The organism is Rhizobium sp. 0TCS1.26, from assembly GCF_050455525.1.
Lineage (GTDB): Bacteria > Pseudomonadota > Alphaproteobacteria > Rhizobiales > Rhizobiaceae > Neorhizobium.
Map to the genome: position 1 here is coordinate 272070 of NZ_JBCIYV010000004.1, position 12568 is coordinate 284637.

The window sequence follows — 12568 nt, forward strand, 5'->3', positions numbered from 1 at the left end:
GCGGGACCGCCGCAATGCGCCCATGAGGCGGAAGCCTAGTCGAACGAGGTTAACGGCGCTTTAACCACGCGTCGAAGGGAAGTCTTTACCAGAAACAGAAACGCCCGGTGCAGGCACCGGGCGAGAGGCAGCGGCAAAGGCCGCAACCAGACCTCGGGCGGCATAGCGCCGCCCGAGGAAGGATTTTAGCTGTGGTAGGCGGCTTCGCCGTGCGAGGCGAGGTCGAGACCTTCGCGTTCGGCTTCCACCGGCACCCGCAGGCCGACGATCACGTCGACGATCTTGTAGAGGATCGCCGAGCCGATGCCGGACCACAGGACCGTGACGATGACGCCCTTGAACTGTGCCCAGACCTGGGTCGCCGTGCCGGCATAGCTGGCGGCGAAATCGGCGGTCGAGTAATCGACGATGCCTGCACCGCCAAGCGCCGGGTTGACGAACACGCCGGTCAGGATGGCACCGATGATGCCGCCGATGCCGTGCACGCCGAAGACATCAGCCGTGTCGTCGTAGCCGAACTTGTTCTTCACCGTCGAGACGAAGAAGTAGCAGACCGGCGAGACGATGAGGCCCATGATGATGGCGCCCATCGGACCCACGAAGCCTGCAGCGGGCGTCACGACGACGAGGCCGGCAACCGCACCCGATGCTGCACCCAGCATGGAGGCCTTGCCGCGCGTCAGCGTTTCGACGAGAGCCCAGGCAACCACGGCAGCAGCTGTCGCCACGAACGTGTTGAGCATGGCCAGAGCAGCGTAGGCATTGGCTTCGAGGTTGGAACCGGCATTGAAGCCGAACCAGCCGACCCACAGAAGCGCGGCGCCGACCATCGTCAGCGTCATCGAATGCGGAGCCATCATGTCCTTGCCGTAACCGGTGCGCTTTCCGACCATGATCGCGCCAACGAGACCGGCGATACCGGCATTGATGTGCACCACGGTGCCGCCGGCGAAGTCGATCGCGCCGAAGCCGAAGATCAGGCCGGTCGGGCCGTCATAGGCGCTCGGGCCGCCCCAGAACCAGACCATGTGCGCCATCGGGAAGTAGACGAAGGTCAGCCACAGGATGGTGAACAGGATGACCGCGGAGAACTTGATGCGTTCTGCGAAGGCACCGACGATCAGCGCCGGAGTGATGGCGGCAAACGTCATCTGGAAGCAGACGAACACCAGTTCCGGAATCGCCGCACCCTTGGTGAAGCTTTCCGACAGCGTGGTGGTGTCGACGCCGGCGAGGAACATCTTGGAGAAGCCGCCGACGAAGCTGTTCATCGAACCGCCGTCGGTGAAGGCCAGCGAATAGCCGTAGGCGACCCAGACGAGCATCGCCACGGCGGCGATCATCATGACCTGCATGAGGACGGAGAGCATGTTCTTGGTGCGCACGAGGCCACCGTAGAACAGCGCCAGGCCCGGCACGATCATCAGCAGGACGAGAATGGAGGAAACCATCATCCAGCCCGTATCGCCCTTGTCGACGGTCATGGCCGGCGCGGCCGCAGCGGCGGCAGGCTCGGCTGCCGTCTGCGCCCAGGCGATGGCGGGCGCGAAGAGGGCCGCCGCTGTGGCTCCCAGGCGTCCGATAGTAGACATCTTGTTGAAGTGCATAATGTGAGAACTCCCCTGATCAGCCGTGCTTAAAGGGCTTCGGTATTGGTTTCGCCGGTACGGATGCGCACGGCCTGCTCGATCGAATAGACGAAGATCTTTCCGTCACCGATCTGACCGGTCTTTGCGGCTGACGCGATGGCCTCGACGGCTTTCTCAACCATGTCGGTGGCGACTGCGATTTCGATCTTCAGCTTCGGCAGGAAGCTGACGGCGTATTCGGTGCCGCGATAGATTTCGGTATGACCCTTCTGACGACCGTAACCCTTCACCTCGGTCACGGTCAGGCCCTGGATGCCGACAGCCGTGAGGGCTTCCCGCACCTCATCGAGCTTGAATGGCTTGATAATGGCCATCACGATTTTCATGTGGTTTCCCGTCCTTTGTTGTCTCGGCGCAGTGCCGATCCCTCCTTGCTGCCGGCACATCCGTCGGCAGCAACTGCCCTTCTACATTCAAGGCCCGTGCCAGATTCTCGCCACAAATTTAAGTTGTTGAATTCGTTAATCTCTTTGCTGATCTGCAAGTTGAAATGCAAATGGGCGCCATTTAGGCGCCCATTTTTCATTCAGTTTTCAAGATTTGCCCGCGATTTATTCAGTTGCCCGTTTGCGAATCAGTCCCTCCTGAGCGACCGATGCGACGAGCTCGCCGGACCGGGTGTAGAGCGAGCCGCGCGTCATGCCGCGCGCGCCCGACGCACTGGGACTGTCCTGCGTATACAGAAGCCAGTCGTCGAGCCCGCAGGGTCGATGAAACCACATGGCATGATCGATGCTGGCGGCCTGCACCTGCGGATGGAAGATCGTCGTTCCGTGCGGATAGAGCGAGGTGTCGAGCAGCGTCATGTCCGAGAGGTAGGCGAGAACCGCCGCCTGGTAATGCCGTTCGTTGGGCACCTCGCCGGTGGTGCGCACCCAGATCTGCGCCTCGGGTTTCAGCTTCTCTTCCGAGACATAGTGCACGAGGTTCAGCGGGCGGATCTCCACGGGCCGCTTCTGCCCCCAGTAGCGCTTCACCATCTCCGGAGCCTGCGCCAGAAACATCTCCTGGAACTGCTTTTCCGACATCAGCTCTTCCGGCTGGCGCACCTGCGGCATCGTCGTCTGGTGCTCGAAGCCGGGCTCCTCGATCTGCAGCGAGACGGACATCGCGAAGATCGCCCGGCCATGCTGGATCGCCGTCACCCGGCGGGTCGAGAAGCTGGAGCCGTCGCGCAGCCGTTCCACCTGGTAGACGATCGGCACCTTCGGATCGCCCGGCAGCAGGAAGTAAGCGTGCAGCGAATGAACGAAGCGGTCGTCGGTCGTCGTCCGCTGCGCTGCCATCAGCGCTTGTGCGACCACCTGGCCGCCGAACACGCGCTGCCAGCCGACCTGCGGGCTGACGCCGCGAAACAGGTTCTCCTCCAGCCGCTCCAGATCAAGCGTGCGCAGGAGTTCGGTCATCGGCGTGACGGCATCCGGGGGCTGCGGCATTTTTCACGGTCTCCGAAGGTAGGAACAGGGTATCCGATGATCTATATGTCCCCTCAACCATTCTCAAGCGTGGCGGGAGCAAAGCAATGCTGGATATGCTGATCGTAGGCGGCGGTTACGTGGGCCTCTCGGTGGCGGTCGCGACCAAGCAGGCGGCCCCTCACCTGTCGATCGAGGTGATCGAGGCGGCTCCGGAACACGTGTGGCAGAAGGACGAGCGTGCCTCTGCAATCATCGCAGCGGCGACCCGCATGCTCGACGTACTCGGCGTCTGGGAAGAGATCGCTGCGCAGTCGCAGCCGATCAACCGGATGATCGTCACCGATTCGCGCACATCCGATCCGGTGCGCCCGGTCTACCTGACCTTCGACGGCGAGGTGGCGGAAGGCCAGCCATTCGCACACATGGTTCCGAATGTCGCGATGGTGCGGGCCCTGCGCGGCGCCTGCGAGCGGCTGGGGATCCGCATCCGCCACGGCGCCTCGGCGACCGGCTTTGTCGCCGGCCCCAACTGCGCTTCGCTGACCCTGTCGAACGGCGAGAAGATCGACACCCGGCTGGTCGTCGCATGTGACGGGGTGCGCTCGAAGCTGCGCGACATGGCCGGCATCAAGACGGTCCACTGGGATTACGGCCAGTCGGGCATCGTCACCACCGTCGAGCACGAGCGCCCGCATGAGGGCTGCGCCGAGGAACACTTCCTGCCGTCGGGGCCGTTCGCCATCCTGCCGCTCACCGGCAACCGCTCCTCGCTCGTCTGGACCGAGCGCACCGCCGATGCAGACCGGCTGGTGGCCTCCGACGACCTGTTCTTCGAGGAGGAACTGCAGCGCCGTTTCGGCTACAAGCTCGGCGCGCTGACGGTGGTCGGTGGGCGCAAGGCGTTCCCGCTTGGGCTGACGCTGTCGCGTGCCTTCGTCGCACCGCGCCTGGCGCTTGCCGGCGATGCGGCGCACGGCATTCACCCGATTTCCGGCCAGGGCCTCAACCTCGGCTTCAAGGATGTTGCGGCACTGGCCGAAACCGTGGTCGAGGCGGATCGCCTCGGCCTCGATATCGGCGCCCTCAACATTCTCGAGCGCTACCAGGAATGGCGGCGCTTCGATACCTTCCGCATGGGGGTGACCACCGACGTGCTGAACCGGCTGTTCTCCAACGACATCACGCCGATCCGCATCGCACGGGATCTGGGGCTTGGCATGGTCGAGCGTCTGCCGCGGCTCAAATCCTTCTTCATCGGCGAGGCGGCCGGCACGAAGGCGAAGAACCTGCCGCGCCTGCTGGAAGGCCGGACAATCTGATCGTCCGGGCGGGGCGAGAGAGCGTCGTTCGTCAGTCTTCGATGCGCCGGGCTTCCGACATCAGCATGATCGGGATGCCATCGCGGATCGGATAGGCGAGACGCGCGACCTCCGAGATCAGTTCGTTGGTCTCGCGGTTCAGCACCAGCCGGGTCTTGCCGAGCGGGCAGACCAGCAGATCGAGCAGCTTCGGGTCGACCTTGGAAAGCTTTTCGTCCATGGCGATCCCTATTGCAGCACGGTATCGCTGTCGCCATAACCGCTGGCAAGCAGGATTTCGGTGATGGCGATCAGTGTATCGGCGCGGGTCTTCAGGTCCGGCGCCTCGAGCAATGCCTGCTTTTCCGCCGCCCCGAACGGCGACATCATCGACAGCGAATTGACCAGCGTACGGTTGCCGGCGCGCTCGACGCTTTCCCAGTCCGCTTCAAGCTTGTTGGCATCCAGATAGGCGCGGAAGACGCGCAGCAGTTCCTGGCGATCAACCGCCGCTTCGTCGTCTTCCGACGACAGGTCGCTCATGAACGGCATGAAGCTGACGGTACGGAACGGATGGCCCTCGCCGACCTCGTCCATCACCCGGAACCGGCAGACGCCGGTGAGCGAGGCGATGTAGCGGCCGTCGCCGGTTTCGGCGAACGAGGTGATGCGGCCGATGCAGCCGACCGGCGCCAACGCCGGCCGCGACCCCTCGCCGGGTTCGCTGAGCGCCGGCTGGACCATGCCGATCAGCCGCTCGCCGGCGAGCGCCGCATCGAACATCGCCAGATAGCGCGGCTCGAAGATATTGAGCGGCAACTGCCCGGCCGGAAGCAACAGGGCGCCGGTCAGCGGAAATACCGGTATCGTCTCCGGCAGATCCTCACGCTTCACGTACCGTGCATTTCCGACATGCATGAACCTTCTCCACCCGTCAGCTGGCTGATTGCAGCTCTGTTTCTAATGTGGTGCATCCAGCCGATTCAGCAAGACGGGTAAGCCTGTCGCGACGAAGCAGGTGCCCCGCCGCGGACAAGCCGATGCGCTCAGGAAAACAGGATGGACGACAGGCGGCGGCGCGCGGTGACTGTCGCTGGATCCTTCGGACCCCAGGTCTCGAAGAACTGCACCAGCTGACGGCGCGCACCGTCGTCGTCGAAGGTGCGGTCCTTGCGCATGATCGTCAGCAGGTGATCGGCCGCCTCGTCGCGCTTGCCCTCGACATTGCGGATCTTCGCAAGGTTCAGCCGCGCCGCGTGATCGTCCGGGTTCTGCGCCAGCTGCTGCTCCAGTGCCATCGGATCGCCGAGCTTGCGGGCTTCCTCGATCTGCTGCAGCTTCAGCGCCACCGCCTGGACAGGGGCTGCCGACGACAGCTCTTCGGGCAGCGAGGCGAGCATCTGCTGGGCGCGCTCGGTTTCGCCCAGCGCGATCAGGCATTCCATCATGCCGGCCGCCGCCTTGGCATTTTCCGGATCGGCCTGCAGCACGGCGCCGAAGAGCTGGGCCGCATTCTGGACGTCTCCCGCCTGCAGGAGGCCGTTGGCTTCCTCAAGCGCCGCTTCGATCTCGGCTGCCTGATCGGCACCGGGCGGGCCGGCGATCTTGTCGATGAACTGGCGGATCTGGCTTTCCGGCACTGCACCCATGAAGCCGTCCACGGGGCGGCCATCGACGAAGGCGATGACGGCCGGGATCGACTGGATGCCGAGCTGGCCGGGGATAGACGGATGATCATCGATGTTGAGCTTGACCAGCTTGACGCGGCCCTGGCCCTCGTTGACGACCTTTTCGAGCGCCGGGGCGAGCTGCTTGCACGGGCCGCACCAGGGAGCCCAGAAATCGACCAGAACCGGCTGGCGGCGCGATTCTTCCAGCACGTCCTTCGGGAAGGCGGCGGTCGTCGTATCCTTGATATGCGCGGCCGGGCCGGATGCCGATGCAGCCGGCGCCGCCTGTTGCGGCTGGCTGCCGAAACTCATGCTGCCGCTCATCTGTCCGCCATAGCTGCCGCTGTAAGGATTGTCGGAACCGCTCATGGAAATCTCCCGGGACTGCTTAACTGCCTGCCATCTGCTCGCAAAGATCGTATGTCAGGGCGTCACTTTCAAGACAAGCGGCGTGTGGCCGGTGGCTTCCAGAAATCGCAGGAGATCGTCGCGGCCGATCGATGTGGTGGCCTCGTTGGTGAGCGGGTGGCCGTTGATGATGTGGCTGTCCATCAGCGCCTCATCGAGCACGAAGGTCACGGCGTTGTCCTGGTCGTTGATGGCTCCGAAGACGGTGACCGACCCCGGAACGACGCCGAGATAGGCGAGCATCTTTTCAGGACTGCCGAACGAGACGCGGCTCGATGCGCCGATCAGCTTGTGGACGCTCTTCAGGTCGACGGTCGCATGCTCCTCGACGGTGATGACAAAGAACCGGTCCTTCTTGTCCTTGACGAACAGGTTCTTGGTATGGGCGCCCGGGATCGCGTCGCGCAGATCTGCCGACTCGGCGACGGTGAACACCGCCGGATGGGTTTTCGTGGTGTGGGAAATGCCAAGCTCGTCGAGCAGGCGGAAAAGGTCGTCGGCGGTGCAGGCCGTTGGAGCGGAGGCAGTGTCTGTCATGGCGTGGAGAGCGGCTTTCCTGGATGAAGCGCGGCGGGCGCGGGGATTGGTGCAGTGGCCGGCACTATAGAGACGGGGGCCGCTCAGCCACAAGCCGGACCGCGCCATCGGCTGCGGCGCTTTCCGACATCGCGCGTCGGCTCCGGCATCGGCGGCCACACCGGCCCGGCATCACAAGCCCGAACGCCGCTTCTGGAAAAACCGCTCTAAAACAGGTGGTTATGAGGAGAAACGAAAAATCTCGGCTTCCATGTCATTTCCCTGTTGCATTCGAAAATCAGTTGGGCCATATACCGCCCGTCGCCGCAAGCGAGCGACCCACGGCCCAGCGATCTACCCCGGGCTGCTGGTTTGATGAGCGGGTGTAGCTCAGGGGTAGAGCACAACCTTGCCAAGGTTGGGGTCGAGGGTTCGAATCCCTTCGCCCGCTCCAAATTTCTCCATTTCACATGAGTTTAAGCGAATTCCGCTCCTGCGGAGTGCGACGCTTTCCGTAACCGGCGCGGATGTTTCCGCACCGGTTGGGTTCAGACTGGCGGACGATCAATCCGGCGTGGGACCGATGTCCATGCGCCTCGACATCTCACAGAGCGACATGGCGTTACGCCCGCTCGGCACTTGGTCCAGGCCGAGAAGCTGCGTGAATCGCTCCTGGGCTGACCGGGCCGGAGCTTCGCTGAGGACGAAGCCGCTCGATTTTTTGAGATTGGCGGGAATAACGTGGCGCCTGCTCGCGTATACAGGGACATGAGCGACAAGCGGCACCCTTTCGATGTCCTGAACCAGCTGGCGGCACTGCGCCGCTATGCGCGGTCGCTGGTGCGCAATCCCGACGATGCCGAAGATCTGGTGCACGACGCGCTGGTGCGGGCCTTCGAGCGCAAGAGCACGTTCCGCAATGGCGCAAACCTGCGCAACTGGCTGCTGTCGATCGTCCACAACACGCATATAGACCGCATCCGCCGCAGGCGATCGTCCGACGCACGTCATCAGGCGGCGGCGGAAATCTCCGAAAGCGTCCATCATTCGGATCCCGACCAGTCGATCCGGCTGAAGCAGCTGCGCAACGCCTTCTTCGCCCTTCCAGAGGAACAGCGCGACGCGCTGCACCTGGTGGCGATCGAGGGGCTTTCGTATCAGGACGCCGCAGCGACGCTCAACATCCCGGTCGGCACGCTGATGTCGCGCGTGTCGCGCGCCAGGGCACGGCTGCGCGAGTTCGAGGAAAGCGGCCGCAAGCTGCCCGACAGCACCGGCCATCTCAAACTGATCGAAGGAGGCCGCGATGACAGCCGTTGATCCGGTACAAGCCGCCGATGTGGAAGCCTATGTGGACGACCAGCTGGATGCCGGACGCCGCATCGAGGTGGAAGCCTATCTGTCCGAACATCCCGACATTGCCGCACGGGTGATGGCGGACCTGGCGATCAGGGGCGAGCTGCGCCTGGCGCTGGCCGAGCGGCATCCGCACGGTCTTCCTCAGACGCGCGAGGCGGCGCGCCGGCTGCAGGCGGCCCTGTCGCGCGGGCGGATCTTCCAGTCGCTGCAGCGGCTTGCCGCAACCGTGGTGCTGGTTGCCGCCGGCTGGGGCCTGAGCAGCCAGTTCGGCACGTTCACGGTCTCCGAGGTGGTGGCCTCCGTGCCGCCGCCGGCCTTCGTCGAGGAGGCCATCCGCGCCCACGGCACATCTGTACTGCGCGAGACGATGACGTCGCAGGCCGAGGCATCGCGCTATGACCCGACCGAGATCCGTTCGGCAACGGCGATTGTCATGCCCGAGATCCCGGATGGCTGGAAGGTCGAGGACGTGCAGGTCTTCCCCTCCGCCTTCGGTCCGAGCGTCGAGATGGCGATCAGCCACGGCAAGGATGTGCGGCTGTCGCTGTTTGCCGTTCGCCCCGGCAGCTTCAACGTCCAGCCGGTGTCGCTGGTGAAGAAGGATGCCGTCGAGGCTTCCTACTGGCAGATCGGCGAGGTGGCCTATGCGCTCGTCTCCGATACGCAGAACGCCGCTCAACTGAAGACCGAGGCCGAAAGCCTCGCTCGTTCCCTCTACTGAACAACCACAGGAGTACGCCATGAATCCGCGTTTCGGCTATAACCCGGCCGTCCAGTCGCACGCCGCACTCGACGAAAGCCTGCGCAAGCACATGCTGCGCGTCTACAACTACATGGGCCTCGGCCTCGTCATCACCGGCATCGTCGCCTTCGTCGTCTCCTCGACGCCGGCGCTCTACGTGCCGATCTTCTCCAGCCCGCTGAAGTGGGTGGTGATGCTGGCGCCGCTCGCCTTCGTCTTCTTCTTCTCGTTCAAGATCCAGACGATGTCCGCCTCGACCGCACAGATGACCTTCTGGGCCTTCTGCGCCGTCATGGGCCTGTCGCTCGCCTCGGTGTTCCTGGTGTTCACCGGCGCCAGCATCGCCCGCACCTTCTTCATCACCGCCACCATGTTCGGCGCCACCAGCCTCTACGGCTACGTCACCAAGCGCGACCTCGCCAAGTTCGGTTCGTTCCTGGTGATGGGCCTGATCGGCGTGGTGATCGCCTCGGTGGTCAATATCTTCCTCGGCTCCAGCGCCCTGCAGTTTGCCATCTCGATCATCGGCATCTTCGTGTTTATCGGCCTGACCGCCTGGGACACGCAGAACATCAAGGAGCAGTTCGCCGAGAATTTTGACCAGGAGAGTCAGCAGAAGCTTGCCGTCTTCGGCGCGCTGTCGCTGTACCTCAACTTCGTCAACATCTTCCAGCTGCTGCTGAGCCTCACCGGCCAGCGCGAAGAGTAACCGGAAGCCAGGCAGGAGACATTCATGGACCATAACGACCGTCAGGCAATTGAAGCGCTGTTCGGCAAGCTCTCGCAGGTCGAGAGCCAGTCCGGACCGCGCGATCCGGACGCGGAGCACCTGATCCGCGACCGCATCAATGCCCAGCCGGGCGCACCTTACTTCATGGCGCAGACGATCGTCGTTCAGGAGCAGGCGCTGGAACAGGCGCAGCGGCGGATCGAGGAGCTGGAGTACCAGCTTTCGGCCCGTCCGGCCTCGGGCGGCGGCTTCTTCTCGGGTATCTTCGGCAGCGGTTCGCAGCCGCAGCGGCAGGCACCCGGCGCGATGCGGGCACAGGGTATGGCGCCAGGAATGACACCCGGGATGGCTCCGATGCAGCCGCAGGCGGGTCCCCGCAATCCCTGGGGCGGCCAGCCGGCGCAAGGCTTCGGCCCCGGCTACGGCCAGGGCCAGCCATCGCGCGGTGGCGGCTTCCTGGCTGGCGCAGCACAGACGGCGATGGGCGTCGCCGGTGGCGTGCTGCTGGGCAGCGCGATTGCCGGGATGATGGGCGGCAACGAGGCGCAGGCGGCCGAACCGGCCGAGCCTGCCGCTCCCGCCGAAGAACCGGCCATGGATGATGGCGGCATGGACGACATGGAATTCTGATCGTCAACGCACTGCCGATCGCAATCCGTAACGAAATGGCCATGTTCTTGTGACATGGCCATTTCCATGACCCCTTCCCGCCTATCGTTTCAGACGGTCCTCTGACAGATGGACCTTTACCCGCAGCCGCCCGTTCCGCGTTCCGATGCGCCGGACGAAGACGATCCCGCATCCGGTGATGCCGCCGGCCGCAGCTTTTCCGAGATGCTGCGGAGCCTGGCGGACGATCCGAGCCGGGCGCGCATCTTCGTCTCCGATCTCCTGTTGCTGATGCAGGATCGCGCCTTCGGCGCGCTGCTGTTCATCTTCGCCATGCCCAACACCATTCCGACGCCGCCCGGCACCTCGGCGATCCTCGGCATTCCGCTGGTCTTCCTGTCGGCGCAGATGGCGCTCGGCCGCGCACCCTGGCTGCCGAAGCTGATCGCCGGCCGTTCGATGCTGCGCACCGACTTTGCGGCGATGATCGGCAGAACCGGACCCTGGATCGCAAGGGCAGAGCGCATGCTGAAGCCGCGGCTCTCGTTCCTCACGTCGCCGGTGGCGGAACGTCTGATCGGCTGCTTCTGTCTTATCCTGGCGATCGTGCTGGCGCTGCCAATCCCGCTTGGCAACATGCTGCCGGCGCTCGGCATCTGCCTGATCGCCTTCGGCATCCTGGAAAAGGACGGGCTGTGGATCCTTGCCGGCGTCGTGCTCGGCATCGTCTCGCTGTTTCTGGTCGCCGGCGTCGCCTATGCGCTGCTGAAAAGCCTCATCTACCTGCTGGTGACCGTCTTTTCCTGATCAGAGCGTGAAGCCGCTCAGCCGCTCGGCCAGGCGACCAATGCCCGCCGCGTCGGCATTGGCGAAGGCGAACCGCAGGAAGTCCTCCTGGCCCGACCCGAAATAGCCGCCCGGAATGCAGGAAACGCCGACCTGTCTCGCCAGCGCTTCAGCGACGGTTGCCGAGTCTATGCCGGGAAACGGATGGCGGACGAAGGCGAAATAGGCGCCGACCGCCGCCAGCTGCCACTGCGGCAGCCCCGACATTGCCGATCTGAGTGCCTCGGCACGGCGCAGGATCTCCAGCCGGTTGTCTTCCCGCCAGTCGGCCAGCAGCGGCAGAGCCTGCGCAACGGCGGCCTGGGCGGAGCGCGGCGCACAGATCTGCAGGTTGTCCATGATCTTGGCGACCTGCGCCACGAATTCCGGTCCGGCAGTGATGGCGCCCAGCCGGTGGCCGGGAATGCAGAAGCTCTTGGAGAAGCTGTAGAGCGAGACGAAGCCATCCTGCCATCCGCTCTCGCCGAACAGCGCATGCGGCGCCTGATGCGCGTCCGGCAGGAAATCACGATAGGTCTCGTCGAGGATCAGCCAGACGCCGCGGGCCTGGCAGAGCGCGAAGATCTCGCCGATCAGGGCCGGCGGATAGACGGCGCCCGTCGGATTGTTGGGCGACACCAGCGCCAGTGCCTTCACCTGCGGCGTCATCGCCGCCGCCACGTCCTCCAATGTCGGCAGGAAGCCGTTGTCGGCACCGCAGGCGACGAAGCTTGTGCGGATGCCGAGCATCGAAAGCGTGGTTTCGTGGTTGAAGTAGAAGGGCTCCGTCATCAGCACCGTGTCACCGGCGCTGGCAACCGCCATGGCGGCGCAGATGAACGCCTGATTGCAGCCCGAGGTGATGTGGATGGTATCGGCCGACAGATCGGCGCCGCAGACCTGCGAGACATGCGCCGCATAGGCGGTGCGCAGGACCGTCTCGCCCTCGATCGGACCGTAGCCCGTGTAAGCCGTTGATGATGCCGCCTCGCCGAGAAAGCCGAGCATGTCCGGATGCGCTGGATAGCCGGGGACGGCCTGCGACAGGTCGATCAGCGGCCCCTTGGCGCCGTCATAGGCGCGCGCCCAGGCCTGGACGGACGGCACGGGAGGCGGCGAGATCCGGGCGACGAGCGGGTTGAAGGCGGGGGAGGACAAGGGCATGAAGGGCGGCCTGCAATGAGATTGAACGCGCCGACTAACGGTGGAGGCAGGCCAATTGTCAATTGATTTCACGCGCTATTTGCGCCGATACTGCGCGAAACGAAGGCAGCGGCCGGCGATGCACGGCGATTGCGCATATGGGTTTGCGCGGTATGGCCGACAGCGGCATGGGAGCAGAAG

14 protein-coding genes and 1 tRNA gene are annotated in these 12568 nt (G+C 64.4%); 7 read left to right on the top strand and 8 right to left on the bottom strand.

Translation table 11 applies throughout. The features are described from left to right. Nucleotides 1-185: 185 nt before the first annotated feature. The 3 genes from AAIH46_RS19085 to tesB form a co-directional block, all read right to left on the bottom strand. Complete coding sequence (locus AAIH46_RS19085; protein WP_430307639.1) at nucleotides 186-1607, bottom strand: ammonium transporter; 1422 nt, start codon at nucleotides 1605-1607, stop codon at nucleotides 186-188. Between the two features lie 29 nt (nucleotides 1608-1636). Then, nucleotides 1637-1975, bottom strand: a complete 339-nt coding sequence (locus AAIH46_RS19090; RefSeq protein ID WP_430307640.1) for a P-II family nitrogen regulator — start codon at nucleotides 1973-1975, stop codon at nucleotides 1637-1639. A gap of 225 nt (nucleotides 1976-2200) precedes the next feature. After that, nucleotides 2201-3085, bottom strand: coding sequence for an acyl-CoA thioesterase II (gene tesB / locus AAIH46_RS19095; RefSeq protein ID WP_430307641.1), 885 nt, complete (start codon nucleotides 3083-3085; stop codon nucleotides 2201-2203). An 86-nt stretch (nucleotides 3086-3171) separates the two neighbouring features. Between tesB and AAIH46_RS19100 the strand changes: the two genes are divergently transcribed. Next, the gene (locus tag AAIH46_RS19100) at nucleotides 3172-4386 is read left to right on the top strand and encodes a ubiquinone biosynthesis hydroxylase (protein WP_430307642.1); all 1215 of its coding nucleotides are present in this window, start codon (nucleotides 3172-3174) and stop codon (nucleotides 4384-4386) included. A gap of 31 nt (nucleotides 4387-4417) precedes the next feature. Here the strand turns inward: AAIH46_RS19100 and AAIH46_RS19105 are convergent, their stop codons facing one another. From AAIH46_RS19105 to AAIH46_RS19120, 4 genes are all read right to left on the bottom strand, one after another. Continuing rightward, nucleotides 4418-4606: a Trm112 family protein gene (locus tag AAIH46_RS19105; RefSeq protein WP_430307643.1), complete on the bottom strand. Its 189-nt coding sequence runs from the start codon at nucleotides 4604-4606 to the stop codon at nucleotides 4418-4420. 8 nt (nucleotides 4607-4614) lie between these two features. Continuing rightward, nucleotides 4615-5283 (bottom strand): LON peptidase substrate-binding domain-containing protein, encoded by a 669-nt coding sequence (locus tag AAIH46_RS19110; RefSeq protein WP_430307644.1) that lies wholly within the window; start codon nucleotides 5281-5283, stop codon nucleotides 4615-4617. A 128-nt stretch (nucleotides 5284-5411) separates the two neighbouring features. Next, nucleotides 5412-6404: a thioredoxin gene (gene trxA, locus AAIH46_RS19115; RefSeq protein WP_430307645.1), complete on the bottom strand. Its 993-nt coding sequence runs from the start codon at nucleotides 6402-6404 to the stop codon at nucleotides 5412-5414. Between the two features lie 54 nt (nucleotides 6405-6458). Further along, nucleotides 6459-6980, bottom strand: a complete 522-nt coding sequence (locus AAIH46_RS19120; protein WP_430307646.1) for a prolyl-tRNA synthetase associated domain-containing protein — start codon at nucleotides 6978-6980, stop codon at nucleotides 6459-6461. 358 nt (nucleotides 6981-7338) lie between these two features. Here AAIH46_RS19120 and AAIH46_RS19125 point away from each other — a divergent pair. From AAIH46_RS19125 to AAIH46_RS19150, 6 genes are all read left to right on the top strand, one after another. Beyond that, nucleotides 7339-7413 (top strand) — tRNA-Gly (locus AAIH46_RS19125). Between the two features lie 314 nt (nucleotides 7414-7727). Beyond that, nucleotides 7728-8279: a sigma-70 family RNA polymerase sigma factor gene (locus AAIH46_RS19130; protein WP_430307647.1), complete on the top strand. Its 552-nt coding sequence runs from the start codon at nucleotides 7728-7730 to the stop codon at nucleotides 8277-8279. After that, nucleotides 8266-9039, top strand: a complete 774-nt coding sequence (locus tag AAIH46_RS19135) for an anti-sigma factor family protein (RefSeq protein WP_430307648.1) — start codon at nucleotides 8266-8268, stop codon at nucleotides 9037-9039. Before AAIH46_RS19130 ends, AAIH46_RS19135 begins: the two co-directional genes overlap by 14 nt. A gap of 19 nt (nucleotides 9040-9058) precedes the next feature. Further along, complete coding sequence (locus AAIH46_RS19140; protein WP_430307649.1) at nucleotides 9059-9769, top strand: Bax inhibitor-1/YccA family protein; 711 nt, start codon at nucleotides 9059-9061, stop codon at nucleotides 9767-9769. Nucleotides 9770-9793: 24 nt separating this feature from the next. Further along, a complete protein-coding gene (locus AAIH46_RS19145) occupies nucleotides 9794-10420 on the top strand; it encodes a DUF2076 domain-containing protein (protein ID WP_430307650.1) in 627 nt (208 codons plus the stop codon). Nucleotides 10421-10627: 207 nt separating this feature from the next. Beyond that, nucleotides 10628-11206, top strand: a complete 579-nt coding sequence (locus AAIH46_RS19150) for an exopolysaccharide biosynthesis protein (RefSeq protein ID WP_430307760.1) — start codon at nucleotides 10628-10630, stop codon at nucleotides 11204-11206. Here AAIH46_RS19150 and AAIH46_RS19155 read toward each other — a convergent pair whose 3' ends face one another. Further along, entirely contained in the window at nucleotides 11207-12388 is a 1182-nt protein-coding gene (locus AAIH46_RS19155; RefSeq protein WP_430307651.1) for an aminotransferase, read from the bottom strand. Between the last annotated feature and the right edge of the window lie 180 nt (nucleotides 12389-12568).

Bases quoted from the DNA above. Each gene is read 5' to 3' on its own strand.
- AAIH46_RS19145 (WP_430307650.1), top strand. From the start codon at position 9,794: ATGGACCATAACGACCGTCAGGCAATTGAAGCGCTGTTCGGCAAGCTC.
- AAIH46_RS19130 (WP_430307647.1), top strand. From the start codon at position 7,728: ATGAGCGACAAGCGGCACCCTTTCGATGTCCTGAACCAGCTGGCGGCA.
- AAIH46_RS19135 (WP_430307648.1), top strand. From the start codon at position 8,266: ATGACAGCCGTTGATCCGGTACAAGCCGCCGATGTGGAAGCCTATGTG.
- trxA (WP_430307645.1), bottom strand. From the start codon at position 6,404: ATGAGCGGTTCCGACAATCCTTACAGCGGCAGCTATGGCGGACAGATG.
- AAIH46_RS19120 (WP_430307646.1), bottom strand. From the start codon at position 6,980: ATGACAGACACTGCCTCCGCTCCAACGGCCTGCACCGCCGACGACCTT.
- AAIH46_RS19100 (WP_430307642.1), top strand. From the start codon at position 3,172: ATGCTGGATATGCTGATCGTAGGCGGCGGTTACGTGGGCCTCTCGGTG.
- AAIH46_RS19110 (WP_430307644.1), bottom strand. From the start codon at position 5,283: ATGCATGTCGGAAATGCACGGTACGTGAAGCGTGAGGATCTGCCGGAG.
- AAIH46_RS19090 (WP_430307640.1), bottom strand. From the start codon at position 1,975: ATGAAAATCGTGATGGCCATTATCAAGCCATTCAAGCTCGATGAGGTG.
- AAIH46_RS19140 (WP_430307649.1), top strand. From the start codon at position 9,059: ATGAATCCGCGTTTCGGCTATAACCCGGCCGTCCAGTCGCACGCCGCA.
- AAIH46_RS19105 (WP_430307643.1), bottom strand. From the start codon at position 4,606: ATGGACGAAAAGCTTTCCAAGGTCGACCCGAAGCTGCTCGATCTGCTG.
- AAIH46_RS19155 (WP_430307651.1), bottom strand. From the start codon at position 12,388: ATGCCCTTGTCCTCCCCCGCCTTCAACCCGCTCGTCGCCCGGATCTCG.
- AAIH46_RS19085 (WP_430307639.1), bottom strand. From the start codon at position 1,607: ATGCACTTCAACAAGATGTCTACTATCGGACGCCTGGGAGCCACAGCG.
- tesB (WP_430307641.1), bottom strand. From the start codon at position 3,085: ATGCCGCAGCCCCCGGATGCCGTCACGCCGATGACCGAACTCCTGCGC.